Origin of the sequence: Comamonas odontotermitis (assembly GCF_040396735.1) — a bacterium.
Classification (GTDB): Bacteria; Pseudomonadota; Gammaproteobacteria; order Burkholderiales; family Burkholderiaceae_C; genus Comamonas; species Comamonas odontotermitis_C.
In genome coordinates this window covers 107,055-131,251 of the sequence record NZ_JBEBNZ010000010.1, presented here as the reverse complement: position 1 = coordinate 131,251, position 24,197 = coordinate 107,055, and the positions used below count along the sequence as shown (strand labels likewise).

Below are 24,197 nucleotides of genomic sequence, written 5' to 3'. Positions count from 1 at the left end.
CTAGTCCTTTTCCGCGGTGGGCAGGTAGCGCTTTTGGCTGCTGCCTTTGGATTGATCGGCAGGGTACTTGCGCGCGTTGATGGCAAGCTTGGATTTTGTTGCCTGGTCGAGATCGATACCAAGCACGTCTGAGAGCCTGACCAGGTACAGAAGGACATCGGCGAGCTCTTCGGAAATGGCCTGAGCCAGCTCAGGCTTGTGTGCAGCTTCCCGCGATTCAGCCTCGGTCATCCACTGAAAGATCTCAGTGAGCTCGCCCACTTCACCAGAAAGGGCCATGGCCAAGTTCTTGGGCGAATGAAACTGCTCCCAGTCTCGTTCGGTCGCGAAATCTCGAAGCACGCGCTGGAGATTCTTCACATCAACTAAGGGCGTATTGGTGCTGTTTGGCATAAGGGATTGCAGGTGATCGAGATTCAATACTGGTAGAGCGCATCAGAGAGGGCTAATCTCTGAACGTTTAGCGGATCGCTTGTACGGATCCCCAACGATAAGGCCGACGCTGGCTTGTATTGCTCGAGCCTTTTTGGGTAGGACATGCGATTTGGGGTCTCGCAGCAACGATAGATGCGCTGGCGTTGTACCGTTGGCATTTACTCCAGACCGGAAGTCCACCACTAAATACATGATTTCCTCGGCTTTCTCAGTAATATACCCCGAACATGTTGCAAAATGTTCTTGTAATGAACCGACTAATGATGCTGGGGGGAGCATATGGCCAGAAGACGCAAGTCTAGTGCCGCAGAGGATCTTTTAGACCTTGTGGCTATGTTGCCATGGTGGGCCAGCGTTGTGCTGGCATTGGTGAGCTACTGGAGTCTGCATGCGATTGCCATCCGACCGTTACCGGTGTTGGCTCCATCTGCGCCAAAGGTGGGGGATCTTGCATATGCAGCGATTGTGCAGGGGCTGGCCAGCAGTGGGCAGTACATACTTCCGGTCATTTGCCTGGCTGGAGCGTTGATCTCTGCGATCCGTCGGCGCCGGAGAAGTGCGGTGTACAACGCAGTCTCCGCCAACGATAGCGCAGACGCATTGCGTGGCATGACCTGGCAGGAGTTTGAAATGCTTGTCGGCGAAGGCTTCAGGCGTCGTGGCTACCAGGTCAAGGAGCTAGGCGGCGGTGGACCTGATGGAGGCGTAGATCTCGTGCTGACCAAGTCCGGAGAGAAGTTCTTGGTGCAGTGCAAACAGTGGAAGGCATTCAAGGTCGGCGTATCCACCGTGCGCGAGTTGTATGGTGTGATGGCTGCCGACGGCGCAGCAGGCGGTTTTGTGGTGACGTCGGGACAATTCACGAAGGAGGCCGTCACCTTTGCCAATGGCCGGAATATCCGACTCCTTGACGGATCAGCGCTGATGCAATTGCTGCGGAAAGTACGCTCTGAACCCTCTGGAGGTCGGCTCACCTCGAAGCAACCTCCGACAGAACCGCAGGTCAACGCTGCGCCAACTGCTGCGGAGGCTTCCCCTATACCTGTAGTGACCAGCACCATTCCCAGCTGTCCGACATGCGGCAAAGGAATGGTGCGCCGTGTGGCGAAGCGAGGCCCGGCTGCAGGCAAAGCGTTCTGGGGCTGTTCAGCGTTTTCCGAAGGATGTCGTGGCACTCTGGAGATGAGCGGATGGCAGGGATGATTACAAGTTGGTCGATCAGGCTGGAATCGGGCAGTTGGGCTGGGCCGGTGACCGGGTCCACGCTGTGCTGGCTACATCTGCTTGCGTGCTTGGTTCCAGCTATCGTTTCTATTCGGCGAGGGGGCTTGGATGTTCGCTGAGCTGTCACGGCTACAAAGCGCCGCTGCAGTGCAGGCTGCGATCGATGAGTTTGTTCGATTGGGGCGGGCCACCTTTCTTGCTCGGTACGGCTATGGAAAGTCTCGAGACTTTCTGGTGCGTGATGCGCGCTCGGGTCAGCTATGCGATTCCAAGGCCATCGTGGGCGCGGCTTTCGGCTACCAGTTTCCGCAAGAAGGGCCGCTTAAACCATCAGATTTTTCCGGCGGGGAGGCCACTGTTGTTGCAAAGCTCCAGCGCCTTGGATTTGAGGTGGTTCGGATTGGAGAGGACTGGGGCGTCGACGAAGTGCGCGCCACGGTAGCGTCCTACTTTGAGATGCTAGAGCTGGAAGCAGCGCAGAAGCACTATACGAAGACGGAGTTCAATGCTCAGCTTCGCCAGCAACTACGCGGTCGCAGTAAGGGATCGGTTGAGCTGAAGCACCAGAATATCAGTGCCGTGTTGCACGGGCTTGGACTGCCGTTCATTGCTGGCTATAAGCCGAGAAGCAACGCCCAACTTCTGCTGCGCCAGACTGTCCAGCGTTTCGTGCTCGACCATCCAGAGCTCATGGTGCAGGTAGTGAATGCACTGGAAGAGGTCAAAACACCGGCAGAGCAATCTTTCCAGGCGGTGGTTGTGGAGCCGCCGTCGATGGAAACTGTGGTCCAGTTGTCTTCAAGGGATGTCAAGCCCAGGCTGCCGCGGCGCATTGACTGGGCTCAGCGTGACGAGGGTAACCGAACTCTTGGCCGTGCGGGTGAGCAGTGGGTCATCGGTTATGAGCAACGGCGGCTGAATGATGCGGGCCGTCCTGAGCTGTTCCAGCAACTGGACTGGGTATCTGATCGTCTGGGCGATGGTGCTGGCTACGACATCCTTTCACATGACGAGCCAGGCGAGCCTCGGTACATCGAAGTCAAGACTACCAATGGCGGGCACGGCTCATCGTTTGTGATCAGCCGCAATGAGCTGGAGTTTGCGGCTGAAATGGAGGAGGCGTTTTACCTCTACCGCGTCTTCCAGTTCCGTCAAACGCCAAGGCTCTATATTCTGCGGGGAAAGCTGGTGGACCAGCTCCACCTGGAGCCCTTGGACTACCGCGCTTCATTCCGTCGCTTACTTGCATAGCTTCTATGCCTAAAGAGAATCATCCCTTCTGTTTTCTGTCTGCGTCACGTATCTATGTCCTTGCGGTACTGCTTGCAGCGCCTTTTCTCTCTCACGCTGAAGACGTTCGTCTGCGGGCGATGAAGGCCATGCATCGCAACCTTTTCACTCAGCATGAGATTTGCGTACTTCGAGGGCGTATGGCGCTACTCCCCGAGCCTGCCAAGAGCGCAGAGTCTGTGTCTGATTGCACGTCAGAAGGGAGAGGTGAGGTGGAACAAATAAATGCTGACTTAGGAAGATTGATTAAAGGGAAAGCTGCCCAATCAGCACTCGCTGATTGGCGAATTAAATGGTTAGAGACATTTGAAGCCGCTGACGTACAAACCAATGATACCAGTGAAATGTATTTGCGCCGCGTGACTAATGTGCTTAAACGTGCGGATAAGGTTTCGCAGAAGCTGCAGGCCACGGTGATTAAGTCGCCCTTGTAGCAAGATGAATACTGCCATCCCGCTCTATCTAATTGTTGGTATTGATGATTGTGACACACTGACTGCACGCTGTGGTGAGCTGGGTGCATACCACCAGGAGCACATCCGTATTGCCGCAATTGATGCGCGCGGCAGCAGACAGCCTTTCGGTCAGCGCAGCAGGCAATCGTTGGCAGAACTGTGCCTCCAACACCAAGCCCGCATTACCGAAAAGGGCCACGACCGCTATCAGTGCATGCTCGCGTACGTCGAGTGCCGGCGCCAAGACGTAGCTCAGCAGCAAGTGCGCACTGACATGGTCTGGGTCGATGATACGCCAAAGGCTATGCACCTTTGTGCTCGCTTCAGCATAAGGCCTGGAAGGTGCCGCGCGACCTATGGGCCGATAGCGACCCTCTGCCGCTATGGGAATGGCGCAAACAACGTCACAGTAGTCGACACGAGACAACTTTGAAGTGCTAGCTAAACAACGCAGATAAAAAAGTCAAAAGGACACCAAATATATGACTCATAAGGGAAAGCGCATTTATAAAAAGGTTACCTATAAAGCGGTGCATTTTGATAAATCACCTGGAGCAGGGGTTACATTGGCCTCTTTGCTTACCAAAGCCTTGGTGCAACTGGCAACTGTAGGAGATCGGCGTAGAAATATTGGCTCTGAAGACGATCCTGTCTTTCATGTTATCGGAACTCCAGTAAACGAGCCTAGTGGGGTCTCCTTTGGTACATTGATGACCTATACGCCAGGCACAGACCCTCTGTTTTTGGTCGATGATGTCAAAGCTCAAGATGTGCTGCTGGAGAAGCTTCCAGCACCGAGTACGGATGATGGCAAGCGACGAGAATTTCTTGAGTCGATTCTTTTCTTTGTGGCCTATAAAAACCACGTAGCATTAATTCAGTCGCAGGCATTGAAGGCTGTACAGCTTGAGAGTTACCTGCTTTGGATGCTTCACGCTTCGAAGGCTCTGGCTGGTGATACGGTTTTAAGGCTGATAGACACCCCGCCCAAAGCAGTTCGTAAGAAAATGGAGGCGGGTGGTGGTGTTAAACGCATCACCTTGGGGGGCGAGGTAGTCGCTCCGCCGCTTACTACTCCAACTGTCACAATGCCACCCGGGCGCGTAGCAACCGGCTCGCAGATGGTCGTCAGCTCCGCACCGGTATCTCAGACATCATCTGTTGACTTGGACGAAGGCGGGATGGTGGCTGCACTGAAGAAGCTGCTCAAGCCTGCTGATATCGCCAAGATACCTTTTGAAGATTTGGCCGACTCGAACATCGAAATGTTCGTTACGTTGCGCTATAACCGAAAGACAACTGAGGCCGGTCAGAAGTTGATGGACAGCTTGGGCGTGGCCTTACGGCATGCGGACGATGTCGAGACCGAGCTGACGCTTAAGGAGGGCGGCTCGATCAAGGGTGGAGAACTTCGGCTTACAGGCACGCTCAGCCTACAGTCTTACGATGGGCAACTGAGTCACTCAGAGGTCTTTCAGGAACTACAGAAATGGCTGCTCGCAAGAATCGAAGCGGAAGGGTTGTAAGCCAGCTTGCTAGCTGGCTCGCTGTGCCACGCCCGATTACGTTGCCAGTATTGTGGGTTCTGGGTGCAGCGGTTGGATGGGCACTCTGGCGATACGTGGACAGCGTCAAAATTCTCGCGTGGCTGTCAGGTCTGGCCTCGCCCTTCTGCACAATGTGTGCCACTGTCGTTTGGGCAATGCGGGACAAGCTTGAGGATGCAGTGAATACTGAGGAAATGTCTGCGGAGGTATACGAAAGATTTGATGGAATGAACGAATCTCACAGGAATCGCTCCACCTTCATGGCCTCCCTCGTAGCACTGATGTCTCTGGTTGCGGCAACGCCTGCAATCTCAAACCAATTGATTGGGCCAATTTGGGAGGCTTCAGTGATTGCTGCGTGCATGGCGGTCGCCACCTCCATCTTCGGCTATCAGATGGCTAACTACTGGGATCTGCAAATTCGAAGGTACAAGAGTCAGCAAGTCCTTCAAGCCAAGCGGCAAGCAGCTCAGGATGCCTCACTTGAGGAGGCGCGTCAGCTTGCTACAACCTCGACGCGAGCGACTAGCCTTGGCATGGGCTGGCGTGAGGGGCCGTCCTTGAAGGATCCAAGCAAACATTGATGCACCGGGGCATAGTGATTTTTTCCATGACCCGTTGTATTGAATGCGATGATTAGATGGCGCCGTTTGGCTTCTCGATGCAATCAATGGCGCACATTTTTCATTACAGATAGCAACTACGCGGCATTTTGCCACGCCACTATCACACACAACGCCCTTCCTGGCGCATGGGAGGCCATATGGCAATTGACGCGCGTCTCGGCGTATTGGGCTTAGTGCTTTCTGCATCTGGCCTTGTCTACATTGAGTAGCGCGAGGATTACCTCACGCCAGTCAATACCGGTTGCATTCACATGGCTTGGTCATTAGTTGGACCATTGGAGCCAGCTCGGATGCCGAACTGGCCAACACGGTGCTTGATCCAGCTATTGAGACGGTGGCAGAAATCACGGATCTGCCTGTGGCTCCCTCTGATCGGGGGAGGGCACTACCGCTGGCCAGGTTGGCGAACAAGAATAAGCGGTGCCAAGCTCACGCTCTATGTCTCGCAAAGCATGTTCTTCTGGCAACGCACCTGTGAAGGCTTCTGCGGTCAGCTGAAGAGCGAACTGTTCTATCCCCAGGGCTGGCTGGAGGGGGGCGATCCTCGAGCCATTCATTCAGGTAGTGGATTCCTACATCCTCAGTACAACAAGAAACGGATCAAGGTCTCTCTGGGCGGCCTTACCCCCATTGGCATCAAGAGAGCGTTGGAATTGCGACATAAAGCAGTCCAAGTTTTTATTTGCATCCTCGATGGGCCAGCTTTGCTTGGAATCAACACGCATAGCCTGAGAATGCGGGCGATGCGGTCAATCGCTCCAATCCCAATTGGCTACAGAAGAATGACAACGACATCACGGCTCATCGCATCAAGATGCGGTGGAGACGCGCCCAACGCTAGAGCGCTATGTCTTGCCTGCACGCTACAGCTTAGTGGTCTCGATCTAGACGCCGCGGACGGCCGTGGATCTCTAGGCGGCTGTCATGCAGAAAATCCCTGTGGCCAATGCCATCATTGAGAGTTGAGGGCGCGCCTCAAGCGTAGCCCCTTAGCCCGCGGGCTACGTCTAGTTCTTGCTTTCCCGGATGTTGTTTGCTGCTTTGGGGAGCCTCCGATCGCATGGTTCAAATGAGCGGCGGTCAATGGTGACGAGATTTTTAGGGCTCGGTGGCTAATGTTTTGAATCCCATCAGTTCGTATGCGGAACTCCAGCCTAACGGGCGCTCAGAGGTGTTTCGGCCATCCATGCGCGACAGCGCTTGCGCTACATCGTCGCGGGTTTCAACCGCCAGCAAGGCCTTGATTTTGTTGAAATAGGCCTTTGAGGAAGATCGAGCAAATATCTCAAAGGGGCCGTGCATTTGGGAGGCATATAGGAGGGTTTCAGGCCACCATCCTCCAAAGCCAAGGGTGCTTGCAAACTCTGCTCTTAGATAAGCTACAAAATCAGCCTGCATAACGTAACGAAAATCTATGCCTAATCCTGAGCAGCGATCATGAAGGAGATCTGCCCGCATGGACTTTCGATTGGATTTCAGTCTGGTGTTTCGATGCTCAAAAGATTGAGCATAATCCCGAAACTCCAAGTAGCTAACCATTGGCTCGTTCGCGCGGCCGCTTACTGATGGCGTGTAATAACGTTTGGAAAGGAATAGGTTTGCCTCCTCAAATCGCTCATATTTTAGGAGAATGGCAAGCATATAAAGAAAAAGTTCATGTACAAAATATTTGAAATTGTCAAGATCATCAGTGCGATGCAAACCATTATTGGGGCGAATATACATGTAGATCATCAGCTTCTCAAAAAAGCTGTGCATCCGATTGATATGGTCTTCACTGGGTGCATATTGAGCGATGCTGATCATCAGTGAAATGAATTCATTTCTATAAGGTAGCATTTCTTCGATGCTGCGGATGATCAATTCATCCAATGGCTCGGTGGATTCCTTAATTCGGAAGCGTTCCAGATTTTGAGTGAATCGCTCGCAATACTCATCGAGAGCACCTGATGCAGTGGGTTTATGGTTCTTTATGGCGTCAATGCAGCGTTTGGCCAGCATGGACGTTCCCAGTGAAATATGTTCTCCATCTTGGAGAAATGCGGGAATTTTTCCGAGTTCTGGCCTAACGTGCAGCGGCTTGTTGTAGATCCAACGAAGCAGCTTCTCAAATTCCGGAGCCCTTCTATCATCATCACTTAGGTCAATATAAATGCGCGAGCTATAATAAGTGGGAAGATAAGCTTTTCCGTTCTCATCGCGTTGTGCCACGACAGCTACAAATTTATCTTGAGTTTGGCTGTCGTAGACCTTTTTGGAGATGATTTGAGTTTCCGTGCCAACTCCACCCAGCCTGCCATCGGCTTTTGCAACATAAGTTGCATCGCTTACGATTACAACTTTTTGTATGGAGGGATCGGTAACCATTGATTCCATGAACGCTATGGCATCATGTCCTTCTTTAAGGTTCCATTTATCTAAGATCGTGTCAACGCCGGCCTCAACAAGGTCCGATGCAAGGTCCAACACCCATTGTTCGTGCTCAGGATTGGACCAGCAGTAGGAAATAAAAAGTTTAGGGGCGTTCATCAGGGAATCCTTTTTTAGCGAGTACATGGCAAGAGTAACCCTGACCGCGACGCAGCACGTCTGCTAAGCAGGTAGCCTATACGTCGCAGCTCAGTCTCATTCTTCATAGGGATAGAGTAACAGTCTGTGGGCCAAAAAATGAAGAATGAATATTGAAGGTGCCATCGGCCAAGGCTCGTTCGAAGAAAGGAATGGAAGGCGCCTTTCGCTATGGCGCGGGCATGATGGGGGCGGGGCAGATGATGGTCAGTGCTCCTACGTTCCAGAGCAAGCTGGAAAATGGAACATGGCCATGAACTGGTACTTGGGCGTGAACTGGAACATGTCCATGTTCTGGAAGGTGGCCATGTTCTGGAAGGTGCGCATGTAGCTACAATCGCCTTATGTATTTTCAAAGGGGAGCATCGTGGACAGCTATCACGTAGGCTTCAAAAACCCACCCTTCGACTACCTGGACTTCATCATCTCCACCCTCAAAGGGCTTGGTCTGCAGGTTCATGATATGGGGCTAAGCGATAGACACCCGACATGGAGCAGGTGGCGAGGGGGGCGACTGCTCATTCAGCGCTCTGATGCACGCTTCCTAGCCATCGTCCGCCCCACTTCCGGTCGCGCTGACCGAGTGTTGCCAATGCTGGCCATGAGTCTCATGGAGGCCAGCAAAGCATCCTACCGGTTCGACCAACATACGAAGCCACTGGCACTGTTGGTGCTCGATCAATCTACCCCGGCGTTATTCAAATCCATTCAGGCCTTCGCAGATGAGTATGTTGAAGGCGATGAAGGGTTGGGCGTTGTGTCAATGGACGGCGGGCGTTTCTTCAGTCATCCTGAATTGCAGATGCTGTCCGACTTCCCGAAAAGAAGTCATCGACCTATGAGTTCCGCGTCGGTGACAGGGAATCTGTTCTCCGATACAAACCAGTGGCTGCTGAAAATCCTATTTGCTGCGCACATTCCCGAACAACTGCTGAGTGCGCCTAGAGGTCCTCTCTTTTCAGGTCGGCAGCTAGGGGATGTGGCCCAGGTCTCCCACGTGAGCGCGAATCGATTCCTAGGCCAGCTCAAGGATGAAGGCTTTCTTGACTCCACTGCAGACGACATCAGGCTCATCCGTCACAAAGAACTGCTACTGCGCTGGCGCGAGGCCTCCAATGGCTCCAAGAAGGAGGTTGCAGCTCAGTTCTTATTTCGCGGTGGCTTTGAGACGCAGTTGAAGGAACTACTTCAAGGAGATCCGGGGCAGAGGTGCCTGGGCTTGTTCGCTGCTGCCGATTGCCTAAGCCTGGGTCATGTGCGTGGCGTGGCTCCCTACGTGTATGTACCGAAGCTCACACAGGTACAGCTTGGCCAAGGTGAGTGGGGGGCATTAATGCCTACGGAATCAGGTGCATCGCCTGACCTCTACATCCGCCAAGCACCAAGCCCGCTTTCCACCTTCAAGGGCGCGGTCATGCGCAACGGAGTGCTATGCGCCGATGTGCTGCAGGTTTGGCTCGATGTCTCTTACCACCCAGTTCGGGGGCAAGAACAAGCTAATCTGATCTACGACAAATACCTGCTCCCTATTTTCAAGGCATCCTGAGATGAACGATCTGGACTCATTTGTAAAGCTACTGCTGGCGCTGGACCCGTGGCGGGCCAATCTCATCCTCATCGGCGGATGGGGACATCGGCTGCATGCGCTGCACCCCAAAGCTGCGAAGCAAAATCATCAGCCAGTCTTTACGCGTGATACAGACTTGCTTTTCAAAGATAGGATGCCAGTAGAGGCCGACATTCTTCAGGCATTGCAGACCCATGGCTTTGTGGAGCAGTTTTCAGGTGACTACTGTCCCCCAACTGCGCACTACACGCTGGGCCAAGAAGATGCAGGCTTTTACGCTGAGTTTCTGGTTCCGTTGAAGGGACGAGCCTACAAAGCGGACAACACACCAGATGCAACTGCGCTCATTGCCGGAGTCAGCGCCCAGAAGGTTCGCTATCTGGATGTGCTGCAGATTGACCCATGGATAGTTACCGTGAGCAAGGACGCAGGATTTGACTTGCCTAATCCCATGGATGTCTTCGTGCCGCACCCCCTGTGTTTCATGGTGCAGAAGTTTCTCATCAAAGAGACGCGGACTCAGCAGAAGCAGGCACAGGATCTGCTCTACGTGTACGACACGCTGCAGCACTTCTTCATGTTCCTGGATGAATTCCGGGACGACTGGTATGCGCGAATTGTGCCGAATATGCCTGAGCCATGGGCTAAACGAATTCAGCAGGAGTGGGAAGTAAGCTTTATCAAGAATGGAGAAATTGCAACGATTGCTGCAGGCATAGGCCATGGCAGACAGCCAGCACTTACCGCTACACTGATCCAGGCCGCGCTGAGACTCGGATACCAGAAGATCTTCGGCCAGTGAAGCACAATTTACAGTGTCTGAAGTGCATTTGTTCTGAGGGGCTGATGTCTGACGTAAGCTAGAAATATCAGTCGCCAGCATGCCAAATGCCTGATATTGCGATCCATCGGACCTGCACGAAGAGTCGCGCAGGTCAGTTATCTTCATATGAGGTAGTTCAATCAGAGATGGTGGCCACTACAACGCCCAAGGGAGTGACGAAGTACATGCGGGCACTCTGCGCACGCTTGGGCGCGACTGCTGAGCCCGCGTTTCTTCCAGTCTGCACCCGCAAAGACTCCGTTCTCGGAGACTGCTTCAACGACGTCAATCGTCAAATTGCCGAATTCGGAGGAGATGCCGTCCATGGCTGGCAGCTTTGGGAATGGCCTGGGATACTGGTCGAGGCGGAATTCCATGGTGTATGGCGATCGCCAAGCGGCGAACTCCTTGATGTGAGTCTGAAAGGTGAAGGTGAGGAAGTTGTCCTCTTCGTGCCGGACCCGTGTCGAAGGTTTAATGGGTCACGCATTGACAATGTGCGTCACGCGACAGGCAAGAGCCCCCATATCCGCACCTTCATACAGAATCAGAATCGATTTTTTAAGCTGTACAAGGCCACGCATGGGGACGTCATAGGGGAAGTAGTTCTGCATGGGGAGCTTGCCGAGCTCTGGGAAGAGCAGCAGATACTTGGGGAGGAGCTGGCCATGAGTGATGAAGCACGCGCCGCCTGGCCCCGCTTTGTCGCAGGGCATCCATATTTACCACGGCATATAACTGCCTAATCTCTTGCTCAAAGCCGACCAAATACGACTGGCCGTCACGATCTTCGCTCGTGACTGAGCTTGCGCATGAGTGCATCCTTTTACATGCCATGTCCGAAAGCATGTTGGCGCCGGTCCAGTAGCCATTGCATGTCCACGGCCCCATTGAAGCCGACCACCGTGGCACTGGTCACAGCGATGCGAAGGAATGCCGCCAGTGAAGCACTCATAAGGCACGGTCAATAGGGCCTGGGCGCTCAGTTCGCTGTCTGCAGGTTCATCACGGCGTTGGTTGTGTCGGCTAATACTGGGGCCATCATGAAACCATCGAGCTACCGGCTAGATGGGCTGCCTTTGGCATGCTTCACTGCGGGACTCCTGCGCTTGCTTGCCGGGCACCCCGACGTGACTGGCGGCGCTGGCGGGGCTCTTCTATTGCCGTTTCTTGGCCAGGTTCGGCATGGGTTTTCGTGTGGCGGATTGCATACTCGAGCAGGGTTGCTACTTGTTGAGGCCGTTCCCGTTGACCATGCGCATGGAAAGCGACGAGGTAGAAGCAAGCGGCCAATATCAGTGGCAACCACAGGTATATGTTGATATCGCTCTTGAGCAGTGTCGATGCGGCCATGGCCGAAGCAGCGAATGCGGGAAACAGACCGAGTTTGCGCAGATCGCCAGTGAGCAAGCCGACTCGACCATCAAAGATGTCCCAGCGATGGCGATACTGCAGCAGTGCGTATTCCAATGTGGCTTTGTCGTAACAGAGAAGTCGGGCTAGGAAGGCTGCGTCGCCGTTCATATCCTGTTGAAGGCGAGTGAGCAATTCTGGAAAGCGTTGCTTTCGATGGCGCCAAAAGACGTTCCCCACGTTGACGATGGTGAGCAGCATGAAGCCCAGCCCGCATAGCAATACCATGGCATAGAGCAGTAGCAGGACCATGGCAAGGTGCTGTGAAGGCCGCGTGTACTGCACGAATGCTGCGATTGCCATGAGCGCTATAGCGATCAAGTAACCATAAAGCATCCCATTCTCCAAACGGTGCATACGTGTTGAGGGCTCAAATTCACTGTTCTTGCGATGAACCAGTGTCATTTCCTGCAGCAATGAGAAGAGCGAGGCCAGAGTGTTGGGCTGGAGCATGGTTGGTGTAGCTATTGGATCGACAGTCATCGCAGTATCCGGCGAATCCAACAACTAATGATTCCGGGCGGCCCCGGCCACGTGGGAGATGGCCGGTCGCGCTGTCGTGCGCGTAGCGCATCGAGCCTCGCTGCGCGAGTCTCGCCCCATGCGGGCTTCCATCGTTCCCTCGCTCCGCTCGGCTGACGCCTCCGGCCCGGCTTCCAGCTTCGGGCCTGCGCGCTTCGCTTGCCGTGCGGTCGGCGTGTGGGAGGGCCGTTGCCATGTCCAGCCGTCTTCCCTGACTTCATCACCTTGTCCGCGACTGTAGCCCGCGCCCGTGCGCCATCAAGGCGCGCAGGGCCGTGTCCTCGGCTGCGCCTGCGGGCCGCACCAACCCTGCGCTTGCCTCCTTGACGGCACCCGTTCGCGCGCTCCTGACCGTCGCGGGCGATGAACTCAGGAAAGACGGTGAGAACCGGGCCAAGAGGGCCAACCGGGTTCTTCGTGCCGACCGCACCGAACAGCCGAAAGGCTGGGCTCCGAATCTAGGAATCCGGTGTGCGGTTTTCTTCAACAGCCAAGCCAGGAGAACGACATGCTTGCCGTCCGTTTCGCTTCCCATTCCCCCGCATTGCGCAGCGATGCCCCGCTGTCTGATGACCAGATCCGCAGGGCGGCCCCGTCTATCTTTGCGGATGCTCCGCATGAGAGCCGCTCCACGCGGTACGCCTATATCCCGACCGCTACGGTGTTGACCGAGCTTCGCAAAGAAGGATTCCAGCCCTTCATGGTGTGCCAGACCCGCGTGCGCCGCGAAGACCGCCGCGACTTCACCAAGCACCTGTTGCGCCTGCGCCATGCCAGCCAGATCAACGGTGCGGAGGCCAATGAAATCATCTTGCTGAACTCGCACGACGGCACCAGCAGCTACCAAATGCTGGCTGGTCAGTTCCGATTCGTTTGCGCGAATGGCCTTGTCTGTGGCGACACCGTGGCCAATGTGCGCGTACCCCACAAAGGCGACGTGGCGGGCCAAGTCATTGAAGGCGCTTTCGAGGTGCTGCGCGGCTTTGACCGGGTGCAGGAATCCCGCGACCTGATGCGGGGCATCACCTTGGACGATGGCGAGTCCGAGGTGTTCGCCCGCGCCGCACTGGCTTTGAAGTACGACGAGCCGAACAAGCCTGCGCCTGTCACCGAGTCTCAGATTCTGATGCCGCGCCGGTTTGAAGACCGCCGCCCCGACCTGTGGAGCGTGTTCAACCGCACCCAGGAAAACCTCACCAAGGGCGGATTGTCTGGCCGCACCGCCAATGGCCGCAGGCAGCAAACCCGCCCCGTGCAGGGCACGATTCCGACATTCGCCTGAATCGTGCCCTGTGGCTGCTGGCCGATGGCATGCGCGCCCTCAAGGCTTGACCGTTCCCCTGCCGGAGGGGCGGTTCCCCTCCATTTCCTTGTTTCACTCGATTGGAGATTCACCATGAACGCCGCTACCACTACCGAAGCCTGCGCCGTCCAGACCGCAGCCAGCAGCGCCGCCAACGTGCTGCAAGCCGCTGACCCGAGCAAGCACATGATCCTGGTGCCGCTGTCGCGGCTGATGCTGCGCCCCACGGGCCGCAACGTGCGCAAGTCCGCGTATGTCCATTCCCGAGCTGGCCGCGAGCATCCAGCGCGTGGGCCTGCTGCAAAACCTGATCGTGATTCCCGCCGCCGATGGCGAGCATTACGAAGTGGTGGCCGGGGGCCGCAGGCTGTCCGCGTTGAAGCTGCTGGTGAAGAAACACCGCATCGCCAAGGATTGGGGCGTGCCTTGCCTGCAAGTGGCCGATGGCACCGCACGCACCGCCAGTCTCACCGAGAATGTGCAGCGCGAAGCCATGCACCCCGCAGACCAGTTTGAGGCTTTCGCCGCACTGGTGGCCGAAGGGCGACCCATTGAGGACATTGCGGCGGATTTCTCCGTCACGCCGCTGGTGGTGCAGCGCCGCTTGAAGCTGGCGAATGTCTCGCCGCGCCTGATGGCGGACTATCGCGCTGACGCCGTGAGCCTTGACCAATTGATGGCCCTGGCAGGGACTGACGACCACGCAGCGCAGGAAGCCGCCTACTACGATGCCCCGCAATGGCAGCGCCACCCCTCGCACTTGCGCGAGCGCCTGACCGAGCGCGAGATTGACGCCCATCGGCATCCGCTGGTGCGGTTTGTGGGGCTGGAAGCCTACGAGCAGGCGGGCGGCGGTATCCGCCGTGACCTGTTCGCGGAAGGCAATGCGGGCGTGTACCTGACCGATGCCGCGCTGCTGGAACGGCTGGCGCAGGACAAGCTGGCGGGCATTGCCGCCGAGGTGAAGGCCGAGGGCTGGGCCTGGGTGGATGCCACGCCGGGCGTGACCCATGCCGACCTGCAAGCCTTCCAGCGTGCGCCGAGGGAGCGCCGCGAGCCGAACAAGCGCGAAGCGCAGCGCATCGAGAAGCTGCAAGCCAGGATGCAGGAGGTGGCCGAAGCCATTGATGCCGCGATGGACACAGACGACGAGGGCAAAGCCGATGCCTTGCAGAAGGAAGGCGAAGCCCTGGGCGAGCAGTTGCAGGCGCTGGAAGAAGGCTTGCTGGGGCACGGCGCGAACGTGAAGGCCGCAGCCGGTGCCATCGTCACCATCGACCGCAACGGCGAGGCCGTGATTCATCGGGGGCTGCTGCGCGAGGCTGAGGCCAAGGCGCTGCGCACGCTCGAAAAGCTGCGCCAAGGTTTCAACGGCCCGGACGCCGCGAACGATGGCGAAGGCGAGGGCGACGAAGCGCCCAAGGCCACAGCGATTTCCGACCGGCTGGCCCAACGCCTGAGCGCCCACCGCACGGTGGCGCTGCAAATCGAGGTAGCCCAGCATCCGCAGGTGGCCCTGGCCGCGCTGGTGCATGGCATGGTGCAGACGGTCTTGCAGGGCCGCTACTACGGCCACGATATGCCGCTGGGCCTGAGCTTGAAAGTGCAAGGCCGGCTGAAAGGCATGGCCCCGGACTGGCCTGAATCATCTGCTGCTGTGGCGCTGCGTGAATTGCAGCAGGCGTGGGGCGGCAAGCTGCCCGAGGACAGTGCCGCACTGTTCACCGCGCTGCTGGCGATGGAGCAAGGCGAGCTGGTCAAACTGCTGGCCGTTTGCGTGGCTTCGACGGTGGACGTGGTAACGCCGCGTGCCATGCCGCACCAGCCCGGCGTGGAATTGGCGCAGGCAGTGGGCCTCGACATGGCCGCATGGTGGAGGCCGACTGCGGAAGGCTATTTCAAGCATGTTCCGAAGGCGGCGGTTCTGCAAGCCGTGGGCGAATTTTCGCCCGAGAGTGTCAGTCGGCTGGCGAAGCTCAAGAAGGCCGACGTTGCCAGCGAGGCCGAGCGGCTGGTGAACTGCACGGGCTGGATGCCTGCCATCTTCAAGACGACAGATGCGCCCGAGGAATGCCCGCAGGACGGTGCGGAGGAAGTCGCCACCGTGGCGGATGAGTCCACCGAAGTGTTGGCCGCTTGACCCGCGCCGAAGGCAAGCGCCCCGGCCTCGACCGGGGCGTTTCGTTGCAAGGAGCAACCCCCATGACCCGCACCACCACCAGCCGCCCGTGCATGGCGGCGATCTACGCCCCCGGCACGGTACGCGCCCGCCGCTGGCACGGCGATGGCGACGTGCGCGGCTATCGTCCGCCCTCGGGTTGGACGGCCCGCGCAGACCTCACCGATATTCATCCCATCACTGGCCGCGCCTTGGTGCGCACCATGTGGTGGATCATCGAGGCGAAGGAATAACCATCATCAGTACCGCGCCCAGGCCGTTCCGTCCTGGGCGCGGTGAATATCCGGGCGCGGCGGTGGCCGCGCCCGGTATTGAAAGCCCAACAACCCAATCAGAACGCCGCTGCCTTCGCTTGCTCCGGGGAGGAGCCGTGTGCCCATCCCCGTTGCGCGCAGCCTGAATTCCGTCAGTTACTGCTTGGGATACAGCAGGAGCCACCCCAGCCAGGCTGCGAGCGCCCCCAGGAAGAATCCGGGTCCAGCGATCCACCATGTGGCGGCGAAGCACAGTGAGCCAAAGTTCAGCAGCACGGATGCCGCCTCGCTCTGGTAGTTACGCAGCACTGCTTGGACATCAGGCTTGGCTTCTGGCACTGCGAAGATCCGCCCAGCGATCCACATGCATCCAGAGAGCAGCGCACAGGCAGCAAGTATTTGGAGCAGCAATGGATAGTCCGCCATATTGGTGAGTACTGCGTTGTCTTTCGGAGAAAGCCGCGCCAGTAAAGACGAACCCGTATTCCATGCGCGGATAAGTTGCACGAAGATTGAAAGAACAAGCCAGATGGTGACGTTGCTGAAGAAAACGAGCGCTTTGGCGCGGTTAGCGGGGGACATAGGCAAATTAGGTAGTGAATATTGATTCTTGCAATATAGGGCGATCTGGGCGTGTCAGTGCTTCGCACCGCCGGGCTATTGGGCTGCGCCCCGCGCCTCGTCCCGAGTCCCGGCCATTCGGCGGCTATCCCTCACGCCTTCGCGCCTGCGGCGCTGCGCGCTTCGCTTGCCTCCAAGGGGAAAGCCCTGCGGGCGCTCCCCGCCGCGCGTGGCTTGGCGCCCCTCGATATCACCGAACCGGCAACGCCGGATCGGCCAGGGACGGCGCCCCGCCGCATGGTCAGTGCCAGGTAGGTACGCTGGGACTTGCTGCGGCAGGTTGTGCGAATGCGTGCCGTCCGCGACGCTGTGGGGGTTCGTTGCCTGTGTGTCACGAAGGATGGTTCACGGATATGCCGCCTGGCCTTGCGAAAGCGCATCCTCACCGCGCATCCAGCATGGCCGCCTGCATGAGATGGGGCGTGTTCTCGCTGTTCGTTGGAGAACGGCCTCGCCAGGGGCAGGGGGCGTGCCGCTGCAATCTTCGCGCGGGCATGCCGAGCTGGCCATGTCTCCTTTCGGACTGGGGCTGGTTCGGCCCAAGGAGTCCTTGTCTGGCTGTGAATCCTGGCGGGGGCACGGGCTTCATGTCTGCAACCTTCCGGCCCCAATAATTTCCCCGCCTTTGTCACTGCGTTCGGCGGCTCCTCGCGGGACAAATTATTGGGGCTTCCAGGTGCTCCACTGCGTTGCGCCCGCGAGCGGTGCAGCCCGCCCGTCCCCCGCCGGCCGGATCACAACAAGGACGCGATGGGCGTGAACCTTGTTCAACCGTAAGGAGAGAATCATGGCAAATATCGGCACTTTCACCGCGGACAAAGACGGTTTCATCGGCACACTGCGTACCCTGACCCTCTACGTCAAGGCCAAGCTGGTTCCCAACGATAAGGGGGACAACGAACACGCCCCCGACTACCGCCTGCAGGCGGGCGGGCTGGAAGTAGGCGCTGCATGGAAGAAAATCAGCAAGGCCGAGCGCCCCTACATCTCCGTGACCCTGGATGATCCTTCGTTCCCGGCAACGGTTTATGCCCGGCTGATCGAGGGCGAGGACGGCACGCATGACCTGATCTGGTCTCGCAACAAGCCCCAGGCGGCCTGACGGCCGCCAACGCCCCGCTCAAGTGGCGGGGCACAAGGCTGCTTTTATGGCTCGCCGGAAACGATCGCGTCGTGTTGCGAAATGGGCTCACGCGACTGCAAGATAGCAATCGGACCAGCAGCAGTCTATTGCGAGTTGCCAGCCGAGGCGTTTGGGTGCGTTGTTTTTTGATCGGCACCACTAACAGTGTCGATGACTGCCACGCGATCTGCTAACGAAAGGATTTTTTCCACCTCAGCAACTGAATATCCTTCGAGGTGGACGACCTTGTTTCCCTTGGTCGTGACGATTACCTTGCGGCTGGCGCGAGCTTTGAGCCAAGCTGCAACAATCGCAGCGAATGCCGTTGAGGAAACAACAGCTTGAGCAAGGGATATGAGCTCCCCTGACGCCAGGATTCCACTGGAAAAAGCTTCAATAGGCTTGTACTCGATGGAGCTTCGATTCAATTCAGACAGAAAAGATTCTTTGCTGTCTTTGAATAGCACAAAAGTGGTGATCATAATTTCTATCAAGATACTGCCAAATGCAATGCTTTGAGCAGCATGTCGCTTGGTAAGTCTGAAGCATATTCGATATGCGAAAGAGCATGATTGCTCGCCTTCTATGGGCTACATGCCTGCCAATGAATTAATGCACATTGTCTCTTTGCATCAGCGCTTCCAATTCTTGCCTCACCAGAGCTAGAAGCTGGTCGATCTGCTTGGAACTCTTGCCGCCATAGGCCAGCGTCAGCAGCGTGAGAGGATGAACCTCCATGACCTCGCACAGCTCGGCCAGCTTGTTCAAGGTGGGGCTCTTGAGGTCGCGCTCCAGCGTACTCATGTAGGTGCGGCTGGAGACGTCGGAGAAGTCTTCCTGGCTCAGACCTCGCGCCTTTCGGATGGTTTTCAATGCCTCCGGCAATGTGTGCTTCGATGCCAACCTTGGATCTCCCGAAAATCCAAGATGACAGCCGATTGAGCTCTATGGGGCTACAATCTATAGTGTTCATTGCACGCGATTTACGGCTTTTGTGCTTTTGAGGAAATCCGTATTTGTGACAGCGAGCAAGTGCACAAAGCCACATTCGTGCTTTGGCGCAAATCTGCCAATGCTGCTTTCGCTTTCACGCTTTGGCGGATTCGATGCAAAGCGCATTTGTGCATCCAATCAAACGCATGACGATGGTTTGCGTTTCCGTATTGAGGATCACGATGTGCGAGCACATCATGCGCGTTGCGGAGGATTCAGCCATGACCAAACTACTCATCATCGGTCAGGAGCGCGCGCAGCTGCTGGCTAACGGCCGCGCCCGCGCAACTGCTCAGCCGTTCGACCCGCTGCCCGTGGTGCGGCTGTTCACGCCGGATGCCCACGCTACCTGGCTGCTCGCAGCGCTCAATCCCGCCGATGGGGACACTGCTTGGGGAATCATGGATGTGGGCATTGGTATGCCCGAGCTGGGCGAAATCAAACTGTCCGATCTGGCTTCCATTGTCGGTCCAAACAAGCAGCCGGTAATGCGGGATGAGTATTTCAAGGCCGTGCGTCCGCTGTCGGAGTATCTGCGGCTGGCACAGGAGAACGGTTCCATCCTCGATTGAGCCGCTCGCGTCCCGGCGCAGCCGGGCGCATTGAGACTATTTGCGTCTGAGTCCAGACCTGCCAGGTCTTAATCCGCACTGTTGCAGCGAAGCGGAATGACCCTTGCGCAAACGGCCATGACAGCCGGCTTGGCTTGCGGCACGGTGGACGTAGCAGGAGATGATCCACGCCATGCGCCACCATCGCATTCGGACGATCTGCGCAATGTAGCGGATTCCTTTCGTCTTGACACACAAGTTTCTGATCCACATGTTTTTTAACGATTGGATTTTGATGCGGTAGTGCTCGCACCTTGGATGGCCGGTGGCGCCTCTCCTGCGTAACCAGGGAGATTGCGTCATGGCAAATCGAAGCGTCGAGTATTGGTATCCCACGGCCGCGTACCTCTACGTGCTGCACCTGGACGGTCCTGCGCTGGCCTGGGAGTACCTGCGCAGAAACCCCGGCTACCGGCTGGATTGGCTGCATCACCGCCGTCGGCCCGAGGTGGCCCAGCGCTGGGGGCTGCGCGTGTTCGAGGATCCGGCCCTGGATGCGCGCGACACGCATCCGGCCTGGTTTCCCGACCATGAGGCGCTGGTCTTGCTCTACCCGGATGCCGACCCGCCGCCCGATGCGCTGGTCTTCGGCCTCTGGCATCTGCCTGGCCGCAAGCACCTGGTTCACGATGGCCGCCGTCTGGTGCTAGTGGCCCATTGGCCCGGCTGCTGCTTGCGCTTCGCGCTGGCACCGGGCCTGGAGGACGGCATGGCCTGTGTCTACGCCGTGCGGGCCTGTAGGAAGCCTTGCACGCGCTACCGCGCGTTCGCGGCCGAACTCGACAGGCTTGATCGGCTGACTGCCGCCGAGGTAACGCCACCGGCCACGCGGCCCCGGCCAGTGGCCACCGCTTTGCTGGAATTGCACACCCTGCAGGCGCTCGACGCCACCCTGGCGGGGGCGTCCTTGCGCGAGGTGGCCGAGGGCTTGTTCGGGGCCGATGCCGTAACGGCCGACTGGTTCTCCGACGGCAGCCTGCGCTCGCGCGTGCGGCGCCTGGTGCGGCGGGGCCAGATGCTGATGGGCGGCGGCTACCGCCGTCTCGCACAGCTCGAATGACCTGGGGAGGGTCGTTTTGCCCTGGCTGCAAAACGACCCTGAGCGAAACAGCCGCGTTTTCTGAGACTGCCTCCATCCGGCTGCGTGGTGTGGCCGGAGCTCTGAAAGCTATGGAGGTTCTCACCATGCGTCCAGCTCCCTTGCGGCCTGCCGCCGCCCCCACGATTTCTCTTGCGCAGCCCCAACGCTACTTGACCAATGACGAAGCCGCAGAGTACCTGCGGCTGTCGCCGCGTACCCTGGAAAAACAGCGCGTGCTGGGCGGTGGCCCCAAGTTCCGCAAGTTCGGCCGCCGCGTCATGTACGCCGTGGCCGACCTCGATGGCTGGGCGGAGGAACGCAGCTACGAAACCACGTCCGATCCCGAGTACGCCGAGTTTCACGCGGCGGACAGCCGTGCGCGCTGATCGGCGGTGCGCGGGTGGCCTTCGCCATGTCCCAACCCTCGCAGGAGCGCGAACAGCTCGATCTGTTCCGCGCCTTGCCGGGCGACATGGCGCCGCGCGACAGCCAGGACTTGATGGCCTTTCCGTTTTTCTCGCTGGCGAAGTCGCGGCGCACGGCGCCGATCGACTTCCAGGCCAGCGGGGTGACGATCCGTGTGGAGGGGACGCAGGAACATGGCATCGCCACGATCTGGGATGCAGACATCCTGATCTGGGCAGCTTCGCAGATTGTGGAAGCGCGCGACGAGGGCTTGTGCCCGTCGCGGCTGATGCAGGCCACGCCCTACGAGATCCTGCGCTTCATTGGGCGCGGTACGGGATTGCGGGACTACCAGCGCCTCAAGGCGGCCTTGGATCGCCTGCAGTCCACCACCGTGGCCACGTCCATTCGCGAAACCACGGGAAGGCGGCTGCACCGCTTCTCGTGGATCAACGAGTGGAAGGAACTGTCCGATGCCAAGGGCACGCCGCTGGGCATCGAGCTGATCCTGCCGGACTGGTTCTATGCCGGCGTGCTGGATGCGGCACTGGTGCTGACCATCGACCCGGCGTATTTTCGACTCACTGGGGGCATCGAGCGCTGGCTGTATCGGCTGGTGCGCAAGCATGGAGGACGCCAACCGGGCGGGTGGCAATTCGACTTCCAGCACCTGTACCGCAAGTCGGGCAGCGTGGCGCGGTACTACGACTTTGTGGCCGACCTGCGGGCGCTGGTGGCACGGCAAGCCCTGCCGGGCTATCTGCTGGGCATCGAGTACGTGGCCGGTCTTTCCCCGCCGCTGCTCACGTTCAGGCCCGTGCCGTCCACGGCACGGGGATAACCTCGCCAAATCCTGTGGACGGGCTCGTGCTATCAGGCAACAGAGGTATCGTGCTATCAGGCAACAAATCCTCGTGCTATCAGGCAACAAAATCGGCCGAAAAGCCAATAACGGCGCGGGTTTCGGCCTCTCTTAACTTCCCTAACTTAAATTCTCTAACTGATAGTAGAGGAATGCCGTCGCGGTGGATAACCGCCACGCGCCCACAAACGTCGCGGAATAAGCCCGGTTTTCCAGCGTGGAGGGCCAGGCCATGATCGTCGCGCTGCTCAACCAGAAAGGCGGCGTGGGCAAGACCACGCTCGCCACCCACATCGCAGGCGAGTTGGCGATGCGCGGTCAGCACGTCGTGCTGCTGGACGCCGACCCGCAGGGTTCTTCACTGGACTGGACACAGCGCAGAAGCCAGCAAGGCTTGCCACGGCTGTTCAGCGCCGTGGGCCTGGCACGCGAGACCCTGCACCAGGAAGCGCCAGAACTCGCCAGGCGGACTGATCATGTCGTCATCGACGGGCCGCCGCGAATCGCTGCCTTGGCGCGCTCCGCGCTGCTGGCGGCCGAGCGCGTGCTGATCCCGGTGCAGCCCAGCCCCTACGACCTGTGGGCCAGTGCCGAGATGGTGGCGCTGATCCGCGAGGCGCAGGTGTTCCGGCCGCAGCTCCGCGCAGCCTTTGTCATCAACCGGCGCGTCAGCACCACGGTCATCGGGCGGGAAGCACGCGCCGCGCTGGCCGACCAGCCGCTTTCTGCGCTTCGCGCGGAAGTGCATCAGCGCATAGTGTTTGCCGACAGCGTGGCCGCTGGCCTGCTTGCACGTGAGACGGCACCAGATAGTGCCGCCGCACGTGAAGTCACCGCGCTGGTGGATGAACTGCTGCGGTGGACGCCATGACCGTGAAATCACCACCGAACCGCAAGCGGACAGCAAAGCGCGTCGGCATCGGCGTACGTCCGCCCGCGAATCCGCACGCCGAGGCGTGGATTCGCCAGGGCGACGCCGATGCGCTGGGCAAGGGCGACCTCTACACGGCTCGCCTGACCCTCGACGTCACGCCCGCGATGCGGGCGCGCATTAAGGTTTCGGCTTTCACGCAAGGCGTGACCGTGGCCGACCTGCTGCGTGGTCTGCTGGAGCGGGAGTTTCCAGAGAGCCACAAGGAGAACACACTATGACTGCCTCCACGGCACCAACCACCGCGCCCGCTGCTGTCACGGCCAGGACTGCACTCGCAGCGCCTGTCGGTCAGCCGGCCAGCGCGCCACTGACGCGCGTGGCGCTGGCCTATATCGACCAGCGTTTCGACCTCTATCTGCGCTTTGGCGAGCCTTCGCGCATCCTTCGCCTCGACCAGTGGCGGCGCTGCGCATTGTTCCTGCCGGGAGCGATGTTTTGCCGCATTCGCTGGCAGTCCAACGCCTACGGCACGATCCGCTGGCAGCTCATGGTGTTGCAGGCTTGCATGCCACTGGACGGCGCGCAGCGTATCCCCGGCGTGCAGCCGGGCGCGCGCCTGCTGCTGCACGCCGAAGGCGAAGGACAGGTGCGCGCCGTGCTGGCACGCATCGACGCCATCGAGGCGCTGGGTATAGCCCCCGCTGATGCTTCGCTTGCGTACTGGCGCACGCTCGCCAATCGGCTTGCTGCGCGCTTGCCGCTGCCCGACTACAGCGCCGAGCGGCATGCTGTCTGGCTAGCGGGGAGGGTGCAGCCATGACCGCCGTTTCCACCATCGGCACCGCGCAGCGTTCTCGCTCGTCGGCGTACTCACGTTCGCGCGCTCGCATCGCGCTCGCCGGCTTCGCCACCTGCGGCCTCGCGGCGCTGGCCTGGGCGTCCTTCGTGCATCCGCTGCCACGCCTGATCTACAACCCATCGGACAGCGTTGCCGTCGGCTGGTATCGCGTCGATCCGCTGCATCATGGCCCCGGCTCGTTGCCGCCTCCGTTGTCCGTGGGCAGCATTGTCCTGGCCAAGCTGCCACCACAAGCCGCTGCGCTGGCTGCGCAGCGCCGCTACCTGCCAGCGCGCGTGCCGCTGCTCAAGCGCGTGGGCGCCACGGCGCCGCAGCATGTGTGCATCTTCGATGCCCTGGTGTGGATCGACGGCGTGCCGGTTGCCGCCGTGCTGCCCGCCGACCGGCTGGGCAGGCCGCTGCCATCCTGGCCGCATTGCCGCGGCCTCGAAGTTGGCGAGTTGTTCCTGTTGAGCAGCTCCAACCCGGCGTCGTTCGACAGCCGCTACTTCGGGCCGGTGAGTGCGTCCGCCGTGATCGGCGTGGCGCATCCGCTCTGGCTGGAGTCACGGCCATGATCGCC

General features: G+C 58.7%; 26 protein-coding genes and 3 pseudogenes. 22 read left to right on the top strand and 7 right to left on the bottom strand.

What is annotated here, in order from left to right; genetic code table 11:
- Positions 1-393 carry a nucleotide pyrophosphohydrolase gene (locus ACH2DG_RS11170; RefSeq protein WP_395026151.1) on the bottom strand — a complete coding sequence of 131 codons (393 nt, stop codon included), beginning with the start codon at positions 391-393 and terminating at the stop codon, positions 1-3.
- Positions 394-714: 321 nt separating this feature from the next.
- Between ACH2DG_RS11170 and ACH2DG_RS11165 the strand changes: the two genes are divergently transcribed.
- From ACH2DG_RS11165 to ACH2DG_RS11135, 7 genes and pseudogenes are all read left to right on the top strand, one after another.
- Positions 715-1,638: a restriction endonuclease gene (locus ACH2DG_RS11165; RefSeq protein ID WP_395026150.1), complete on the top strand. Its 924-nt coding sequence runs from the start codon at positions 715-717 to the stop codon at positions 1,636-1,638.
- Positions 1,639-1,767: 129 nt separating this feature from the next.
- Positions 1,768-2,910, top strand: coding sequence for a DUF3883 domain-containing protein (locus ACH2DG_RS11160; RefSeq protein WP_395026149.1), 1,143 nt, complete (start codon positions 1,768-1,770; stop codon positions 2,908-2,910).
- A 5-nt stretch (positions 2,911-2,915) separates the two neighbouring features.
- Entirely contained in the window at positions 2,916-3,383 is a 468-nt protein-coding gene (locus tag ACH2DG_RS11155; protein ID WP_395026148.1) for a hypothetical protein, read from the top strand.
- Positions 3,384-3,387: 4 nt separating this feature from the next.
- Entirely contained in the window at positions 3,388-3,837 is a 450-nt protein-coding gene (locus ACH2DG_RS11150) for a thermonuclease family protein (RefSeq protein ID WP_395026146.1), read from the top strand.
- A 49-nt stretch (positions 3,838-3,886) separates the two neighbouring features.
- Positions 3,887-4,930 (top strand): hypothetical protein, encoded by a 1,044-nt coding sequence (locus ACH2DG_RS11145; RefSeq protein WP_395026145.1) that lies wholly within the window; start codon positions 3,887-3,889, stop codon positions 4,928-4,930.
- A 248-nt stretch (positions 4,931-5,178) separates the two neighbouring features.
- Entirely contained in the window at positions 5,179-5,535 is a 357-nt protein-coding gene (locus ACH2DG_RS11140) for a hypothetical protein (RefSeq protein WP_395026143.1), read from the top strand.
- A 295-nt stretch (positions 5,536-5,830) separates the two neighbouring features.
- A pseudogene (locus ACH2DG_RS11135) lies at positions 5,831-6,233 on the top strand (IS3 family transposase); the annotation flags it as partial.
- A gap of 442 nt (positions 6,234-6,675) precedes the next feature.
- Here ACH2DG_RS11135 and ACH2DG_RS11130 read toward each other — a convergent pair.
- Positions 6,676-8,106, bottom strand: a complete 1,431-nt coding sequence (locus ACH2DG_RS11130) for an SEFIR domain-containing protein (protein WP_395026142.1) — start codon at positions 8,104-8,106, stop codon at positions 6,676-6,678.
- A gap of 406 nt (positions 8,107-8,512) precedes the next feature.
- Between ACH2DG_RS11130 and ACH2DG_RS11125 the strand changes: the two genes are divergently transcribed.
- From ACH2DG_RS11125 to ACH2DG_RS11115, 3 genes are all read left to right on the top strand, one after another.
- Positions 8,513-9,691 (top strand): hypothetical protein, encoded by a 1,179-nt coding sequence (locus ACH2DG_RS11125; RefSeq protein ID WP_395026140.1) that lies wholly within the window; start codon positions 8,513-8,515, stop codon positions 9,689-9,691.
- Between the two features lies 1 nt (position 9,692).
- Positions 9,693-10,514 carry a GSU2403 family nucleotidyltransferase fold protein gene (locus ACH2DG_RS11120; protein WP_395026139.1) on the top strand — a complete coding sequence of 274 codons (822 nt, stop codon included), beginning with the start codon at positions 9,693-9,695 and terminating at the stop codon, positions 10,512-10,514.
- 86 nt (positions 10,515-10,600) lie between these two features.
- A complete protein-coding gene (locus tag ACH2DG_RS11115; RefSeq protein WP_395026138.1) occupies positions 10,601-11,281 on the top strand; it encodes a hypothetical protein in 681 nt (226 codons plus the stop codon).
- A gap of 343 nt (positions 11,282-11,624) precedes the next feature.
- On the opposite strand, the gene ACH2DG_RS11110 is transcribed toward ACH2DG_RS11115, so the two are convergent.
- Complete coding sequence (locus ACH2DG_RS11110; RefSeq protein ID WP_395026136.1) at positions 11,625-12,431, bottom strand: hypothetical protein; 807 nt, start codon at positions 12,429-12,431, stop codon at positions 11,625-11,627.
- Between the two features lie 547 nt (positions 12,432-12,978).
- Between ACH2DG_RS11110 and ACH2DG_RS11105 the strand changes: the two are divergent.
- From ACH2DG_RS11105 to ACH2DG_RS11095, 3 genes and pseudogenes are all read left to right on the top strand, one after another.
- Positions 12,979-13,802: pseudogene (locus ACH2DG_RS11105) on the top strand (DUF932 domain-containing protein).
- 64 nt (positions 13,803-13,866) lie between these two features.
- Positions 13,867-15,913: pseudogene (locus ACH2DG_RS11100) on the top strand (ParB N-terminal domain-containing protein).
- 62 nt (positions 15,914-15,975) lie between these two features.
- Positions 15,976-16,185, top strand: coding sequence for a hypothetical protein (locus ACH2DG_RS11095; RefSeq protein ID WP_395026135.1), 210 nt, complete (start codon positions 15,976-15,978; stop codon positions 16,183-16,185).
- 177 nt (positions 16,186-16,362) lie between these two features.
- Here ACH2DG_RS11095 and ACH2DG_RS11090 read toward each other — a convergent pair whose 3' ends face one another.
- Positions 16,363-16,788 carry a hypothetical protein gene (locus tag ACH2DG_RS11090; RefSeq protein ID WP_395026133.1) on the bottom strand — a complete coding sequence of 142 codons (426 nt, stop codon included), beginning with the start codon at positions 16,786-16,788 and terminating at the stop codon, positions 16,363-16,365.
- A gap of 826 nt (positions 16,789-17,614) precedes the next feature.
- Between ACH2DG_RS11090 and ACH2DG_RS11085 the strand changes: the two genes are divergently transcribed.
- A complete protein-coding gene (locus ACH2DG_RS11085) occupies positions 17,615-17,929 on the top strand; it encodes a DUF736 domain-containing protein (RefSeq protein ID WP_395026132.1) in 315 nt (104 codons plus the stop codon).
- A gap of 125 nt (positions 17,930-18,054) precedes the next feature.
- Here ACH2DG_RS11085 and ACH2DG_RS11080 read toward each other — a convergent pair whose 3' ends face one another.
- The 3 genes from ACH2DG_RS11080 to ACH2DG_RS11070 all read right to left on the bottom strand — a co-directional run bounded on the left by ACH2DG_RS11080 (position 18,055) and on the right by ACH2DG_RS11070 (position 19,166).
- Positions 18,055-18,432, bottom strand: coding sequence for a hypothetical protein (locus ACH2DG_RS11080; RefSeq protein ID WP_395026130.1), 378 nt, complete (start codon positions 18,430-18,432; stop codon positions 18,055-18,057).
- A gap of 127 nt (positions 18,433-18,559) precedes the next feature.
- Positions 18,560-18,853: a helix-turn-helix domain-containing protein gene (locus tag ACH2DG_RS11075; protein ID WP_395026129.1), complete on the bottom strand. Its 294-nt coding sequence runs from the start codon at positions 18,851-18,853 to the stop codon at positions 18,560-18,562.
- A gap of 184 nt (positions 18,854-19,037) precedes the next feature.
- On the bottom strand, positions 19,038-19,166 hold the full coding sequence (locus ACH2DG_RS11070; protein WP_395026127.1) for a hypothetical protein: 129 nt from the start codon (positions 19,164-19,166) through the stop codon (positions 19,038-19,040).
- Here ACH2DG_RS11070 and ACH2DG_RS11065 point away from each other — a divergent pair.
- The 8 genes from ACH2DG_RS11065 to ACH2DG_RS11030 all read left to right on the top strand — a co-directional run bounded on the left by ACH2DG_RS11065 (position 19,165) and on the right by ACH2DG_RS11030 (position 24,192).
- Positions 19,165-19,515, top strand: a complete 351-nt coding sequence (locus ACH2DG_RS11065) for a DUF2958 domain-containing protein (protein WP_395026125.1) — start codon at positions 19,165-19,167, stop codon at positions 19,513-19,515. The genes ACH2DG_RS11070 and ACH2DG_RS11065 overlap by 2 nt on opposite strands.
- Before the next feature lie 340 nt (positions 19,516-19,855).
- Positions 19,856-20,614, top strand: coding sequence for a DUF2285 domain-containing protein (locus ACH2DG_RS11060; RefSeq protein WP_395026123.1), 759 nt, complete (start codon positions 19,856-19,858; stop codon positions 20,612-20,614).
- A gap of 125 nt (positions 20,615-20,739) precedes the next feature.
- Complete coding sequence (locus ACH2DG_RS11055; protein ID WP_395026121.1) at positions 20,740-21,021, top strand: helix-turn-helix transcriptional regulator; 282 nt, start codon at positions 20,740-20,742, stop codon at positions 21,019-21,021.
- A 26-nt stretch (positions 21,022-21,047) separates the two neighbouring features.
- A complete protein-coding gene (locus tag ACH2DG_RS11050; protein ID WP_395026119.1) occupies positions 21,048-21,881 on the top strand; it encodes a replication initiator protein A in 834 nt (277 codons plus the stop codon).
- Between the two features lie 253 nt (positions 21,882-22,134).
- Positions 22,135-22,773 carry a ParA family partition ATPase gene (parA, locus tag ACH2DG_RS11045; RefSeq protein WP_395026117.1) on the top strand — a complete coding sequence of 213 codons (639 nt, stop codon included), beginning with the start codon at positions 22,135-22,137 and terminating at the stop codon, positions 22,771-22,773.
- A complete protein-coding gene (locus ACH2DG_RS11040) occupies positions 22,770-23,054 on the top strand; it encodes a chromosome partitioning protein ParB (protein WP_395026115.1) in 285 nt (94 codons plus the stop codon). The genes parA and ACH2DG_RS11040 overlap by 4 nt, the downstream gene beginning before the upstream one ends.
- Positions 23,051-23,596 (top strand): DUF2840 domain-containing protein, encoded by a 546-nt coding sequence (locus tag ACH2DG_RS11035; protein ID WP_395026114.1) that lies wholly within the window; start codon positions 23,051-23,053, stop codon positions 23,594-23,596. Before ACH2DG_RS11040 ends, ACH2DG_RS11035 begins: the two co-directional genes overlap by 4 nt.
- The gene (locus tag ACH2DG_RS11030; RefSeq protein ID WP_395026112.1) at positions 23,593-24,192 is read left to right on the top strand and encodes a S26 family signal peptidase; all 600 of its coding nucleotides are present in this window, start codon (positions 23,593-23,595) and stop codon (positions 24,190-24,192) included. The genes ACH2DG_RS11035 and ACH2DG_RS11030 overlap by 4 nt, the downstream gene beginning before the upstream one ends.
- Positions 24,193-24,197 lie beyond the last annotated feature (5 nt).

Excerpts from the sequence above, each read along its gene's own strand:
- ACH2DG_RS11170 (WP_395026151.1), bottom strand. The coding sequence starts at position 393 with ATGCCAAACAGCACCAATACGCCCTTAGTTGATGTGAAGAATCTCCAG.
- ACH2DG_RS11165 (WP_395026150.1), top strand. The coding sequence starts at position 715 with ATGGCCAGAAGACGCAAGTCTAGTGCCGCAGAGGATCTTTTAGACCTT.
- ACH2DG_RS11160 (WP_395026149.1), top strand. The coding sequence starts at position 1,768 with ATGTTCGCTGAGCTGTCACGGCTACAAAGCGCCGCTGCAGTGCAGGCT.
- ACH2DG_RS11155 (WP_395026148.1), top strand. The coding sequence starts at position 2,916 with ATGCCTAAAGAGAATCATCCCTTCTGTTTTCTGTCTGCGTCACGTATC.
- ACH2DG_RS11150 (WP_395026146.1), top strand. The coding sequence starts at position 3,388 with ATGAATACTGCCATCCCGCTCTATCTAATTGTTGGTATTGATGATTGT.
- ACH2DG_RS11145 (WP_395026145.1), top strand. The coding sequence starts at position 3,887 with ATGACTCATAAGGGAAAGCGCATTTATAAAAAGGTTACCTATAAAGCG.
- ACH2DG_RS11140 (WP_395026143.1), top strand. The coding sequence starts at position 5,179 with ATGAACGAATCTCACAGGAATCGCTCCACCTTCATGGCCTCCCTCGTA.
- ACH2DG_RS11130 (WP_395026142.1), bottom strand. The coding sequence starts at position 8,106 with ATGAACGCCCCTAAACTTTTTATTTCCTACTGCTGGTCCAATCCTGAG.
- ACH2DG_RS11120 (WP_395026139.1), top strand. The coding sequence starts at position 9,693 with ATGAACGATCTGGACTCATTTGTAAAGCTACTGCTGGCGCTGGACCCG.
- ACH2DG_RS11115 (WP_395026138.1), top strand. The coding sequence starts at position 10,601 with ATGCCTGATATTGCGATCCATCGGACCTGCACGAAGAGTCGCGCAGGT.
- ACH2DG_RS11110 (WP_395026136.1), bottom strand. The coding sequence starts at position 12,431 with ATGACTGTCGATCCAATAGCTACACCAACCATGCTCCAGCCCAACACT.
- ACH2DG_RS11095 (WP_395026135.1), top strand. The coding sequence starts at position 15,976 with ATGACCCGCACCACCACCAGCCGCCCGTGCATGGCGGCGATCTACGCC.
- ACH2DG_RS11090 (WP_395026133.1), bottom strand. The coding sequence starts at position 16,788 with ATGTCCCCCGCTAACCGCGCCAAAGCGCTCGTTTTCTTCAGCAACGTC.
- ACH2DG_RS11085 (WP_395026132.1), top strand. The coding sequence starts at position 17,615 with ATGGCAAATATCGGCACTTTCACCGCGGACAAAGACGGTTTCATCGGC.
- ACH2DG_RS11080 (WP_395026130.1), bottom strand. The coding sequence starts at position 18,432 with ATGATCACCACTTTTGTGCTATTCAAAGACAGCAAAGAATCTTTTCTG.
- ACH2DG_RS11065 (WP_395026125.1), top strand. The coding sequence starts at position 19,165 with ATGACCAAACTACTCATCATCGGTCAGGAGCGCGCGCAGCTGCTGGCT.
- ACH2DG_RS11070 (WP_395026127.1), bottom strand. The coding sequence starts at position 19,166 with ATGGCTGAATCCTCCGCAACGCGCATGATGTGCTCGCACATCGTGATC.
- ACH2DG_RS11060 (WP_395026123.1), top strand. The coding sequence starts at position 19,856 with ATGGCAAATCGAAGCGTCGAGTATTGGTATCCCACGGCCGCGTACCTC.
- ACH2DG_RS11055 (WP_395026121.1), top strand. The coding sequence starts at position 20,740 with ATGCGTCCAGCTCCCTTGCGGCCTGCCGCCGCCCCCACGATTTCTCTT.
- ACH2DG_RS11050 (WP_395026119.1), top strand. The coding sequence starts at position 21,048 with ATGTCCCAACCCTCGCAGGAGCGCGAACAGCTCGATCTGTTCCGCGCC.
- parA (WP_395026117.1), top strand. The coding sequence starts at position 22,135 with ATGATCGTCGCGCTGCTCAACCAGAAAGGCGGCGTGGGCAAGACCACG.
- ACH2DG_RS11040 (WP_395026115.1), top strand. The coding sequence starts at position 22,770 with ATGACCGTGAAATCACCACCGAACCGCAAGCGGACAGCAAAGCGCGTC.
- ACH2DG_RS11035 (WP_395026114.1), top strand. The coding sequence starts at position 23,051 with ATGACTGCCTCCACGGCACCAACCACCGCGCCCGCTGCTGTCACGGCC.
- ACH2DG_RS11030 (WP_395026112.1), top strand. The coding sequence starts at position 23,593 with ATGACCGCCGTTTCCACCATCGGCACCGCGCAGCGTTCTCGCTCGTCG.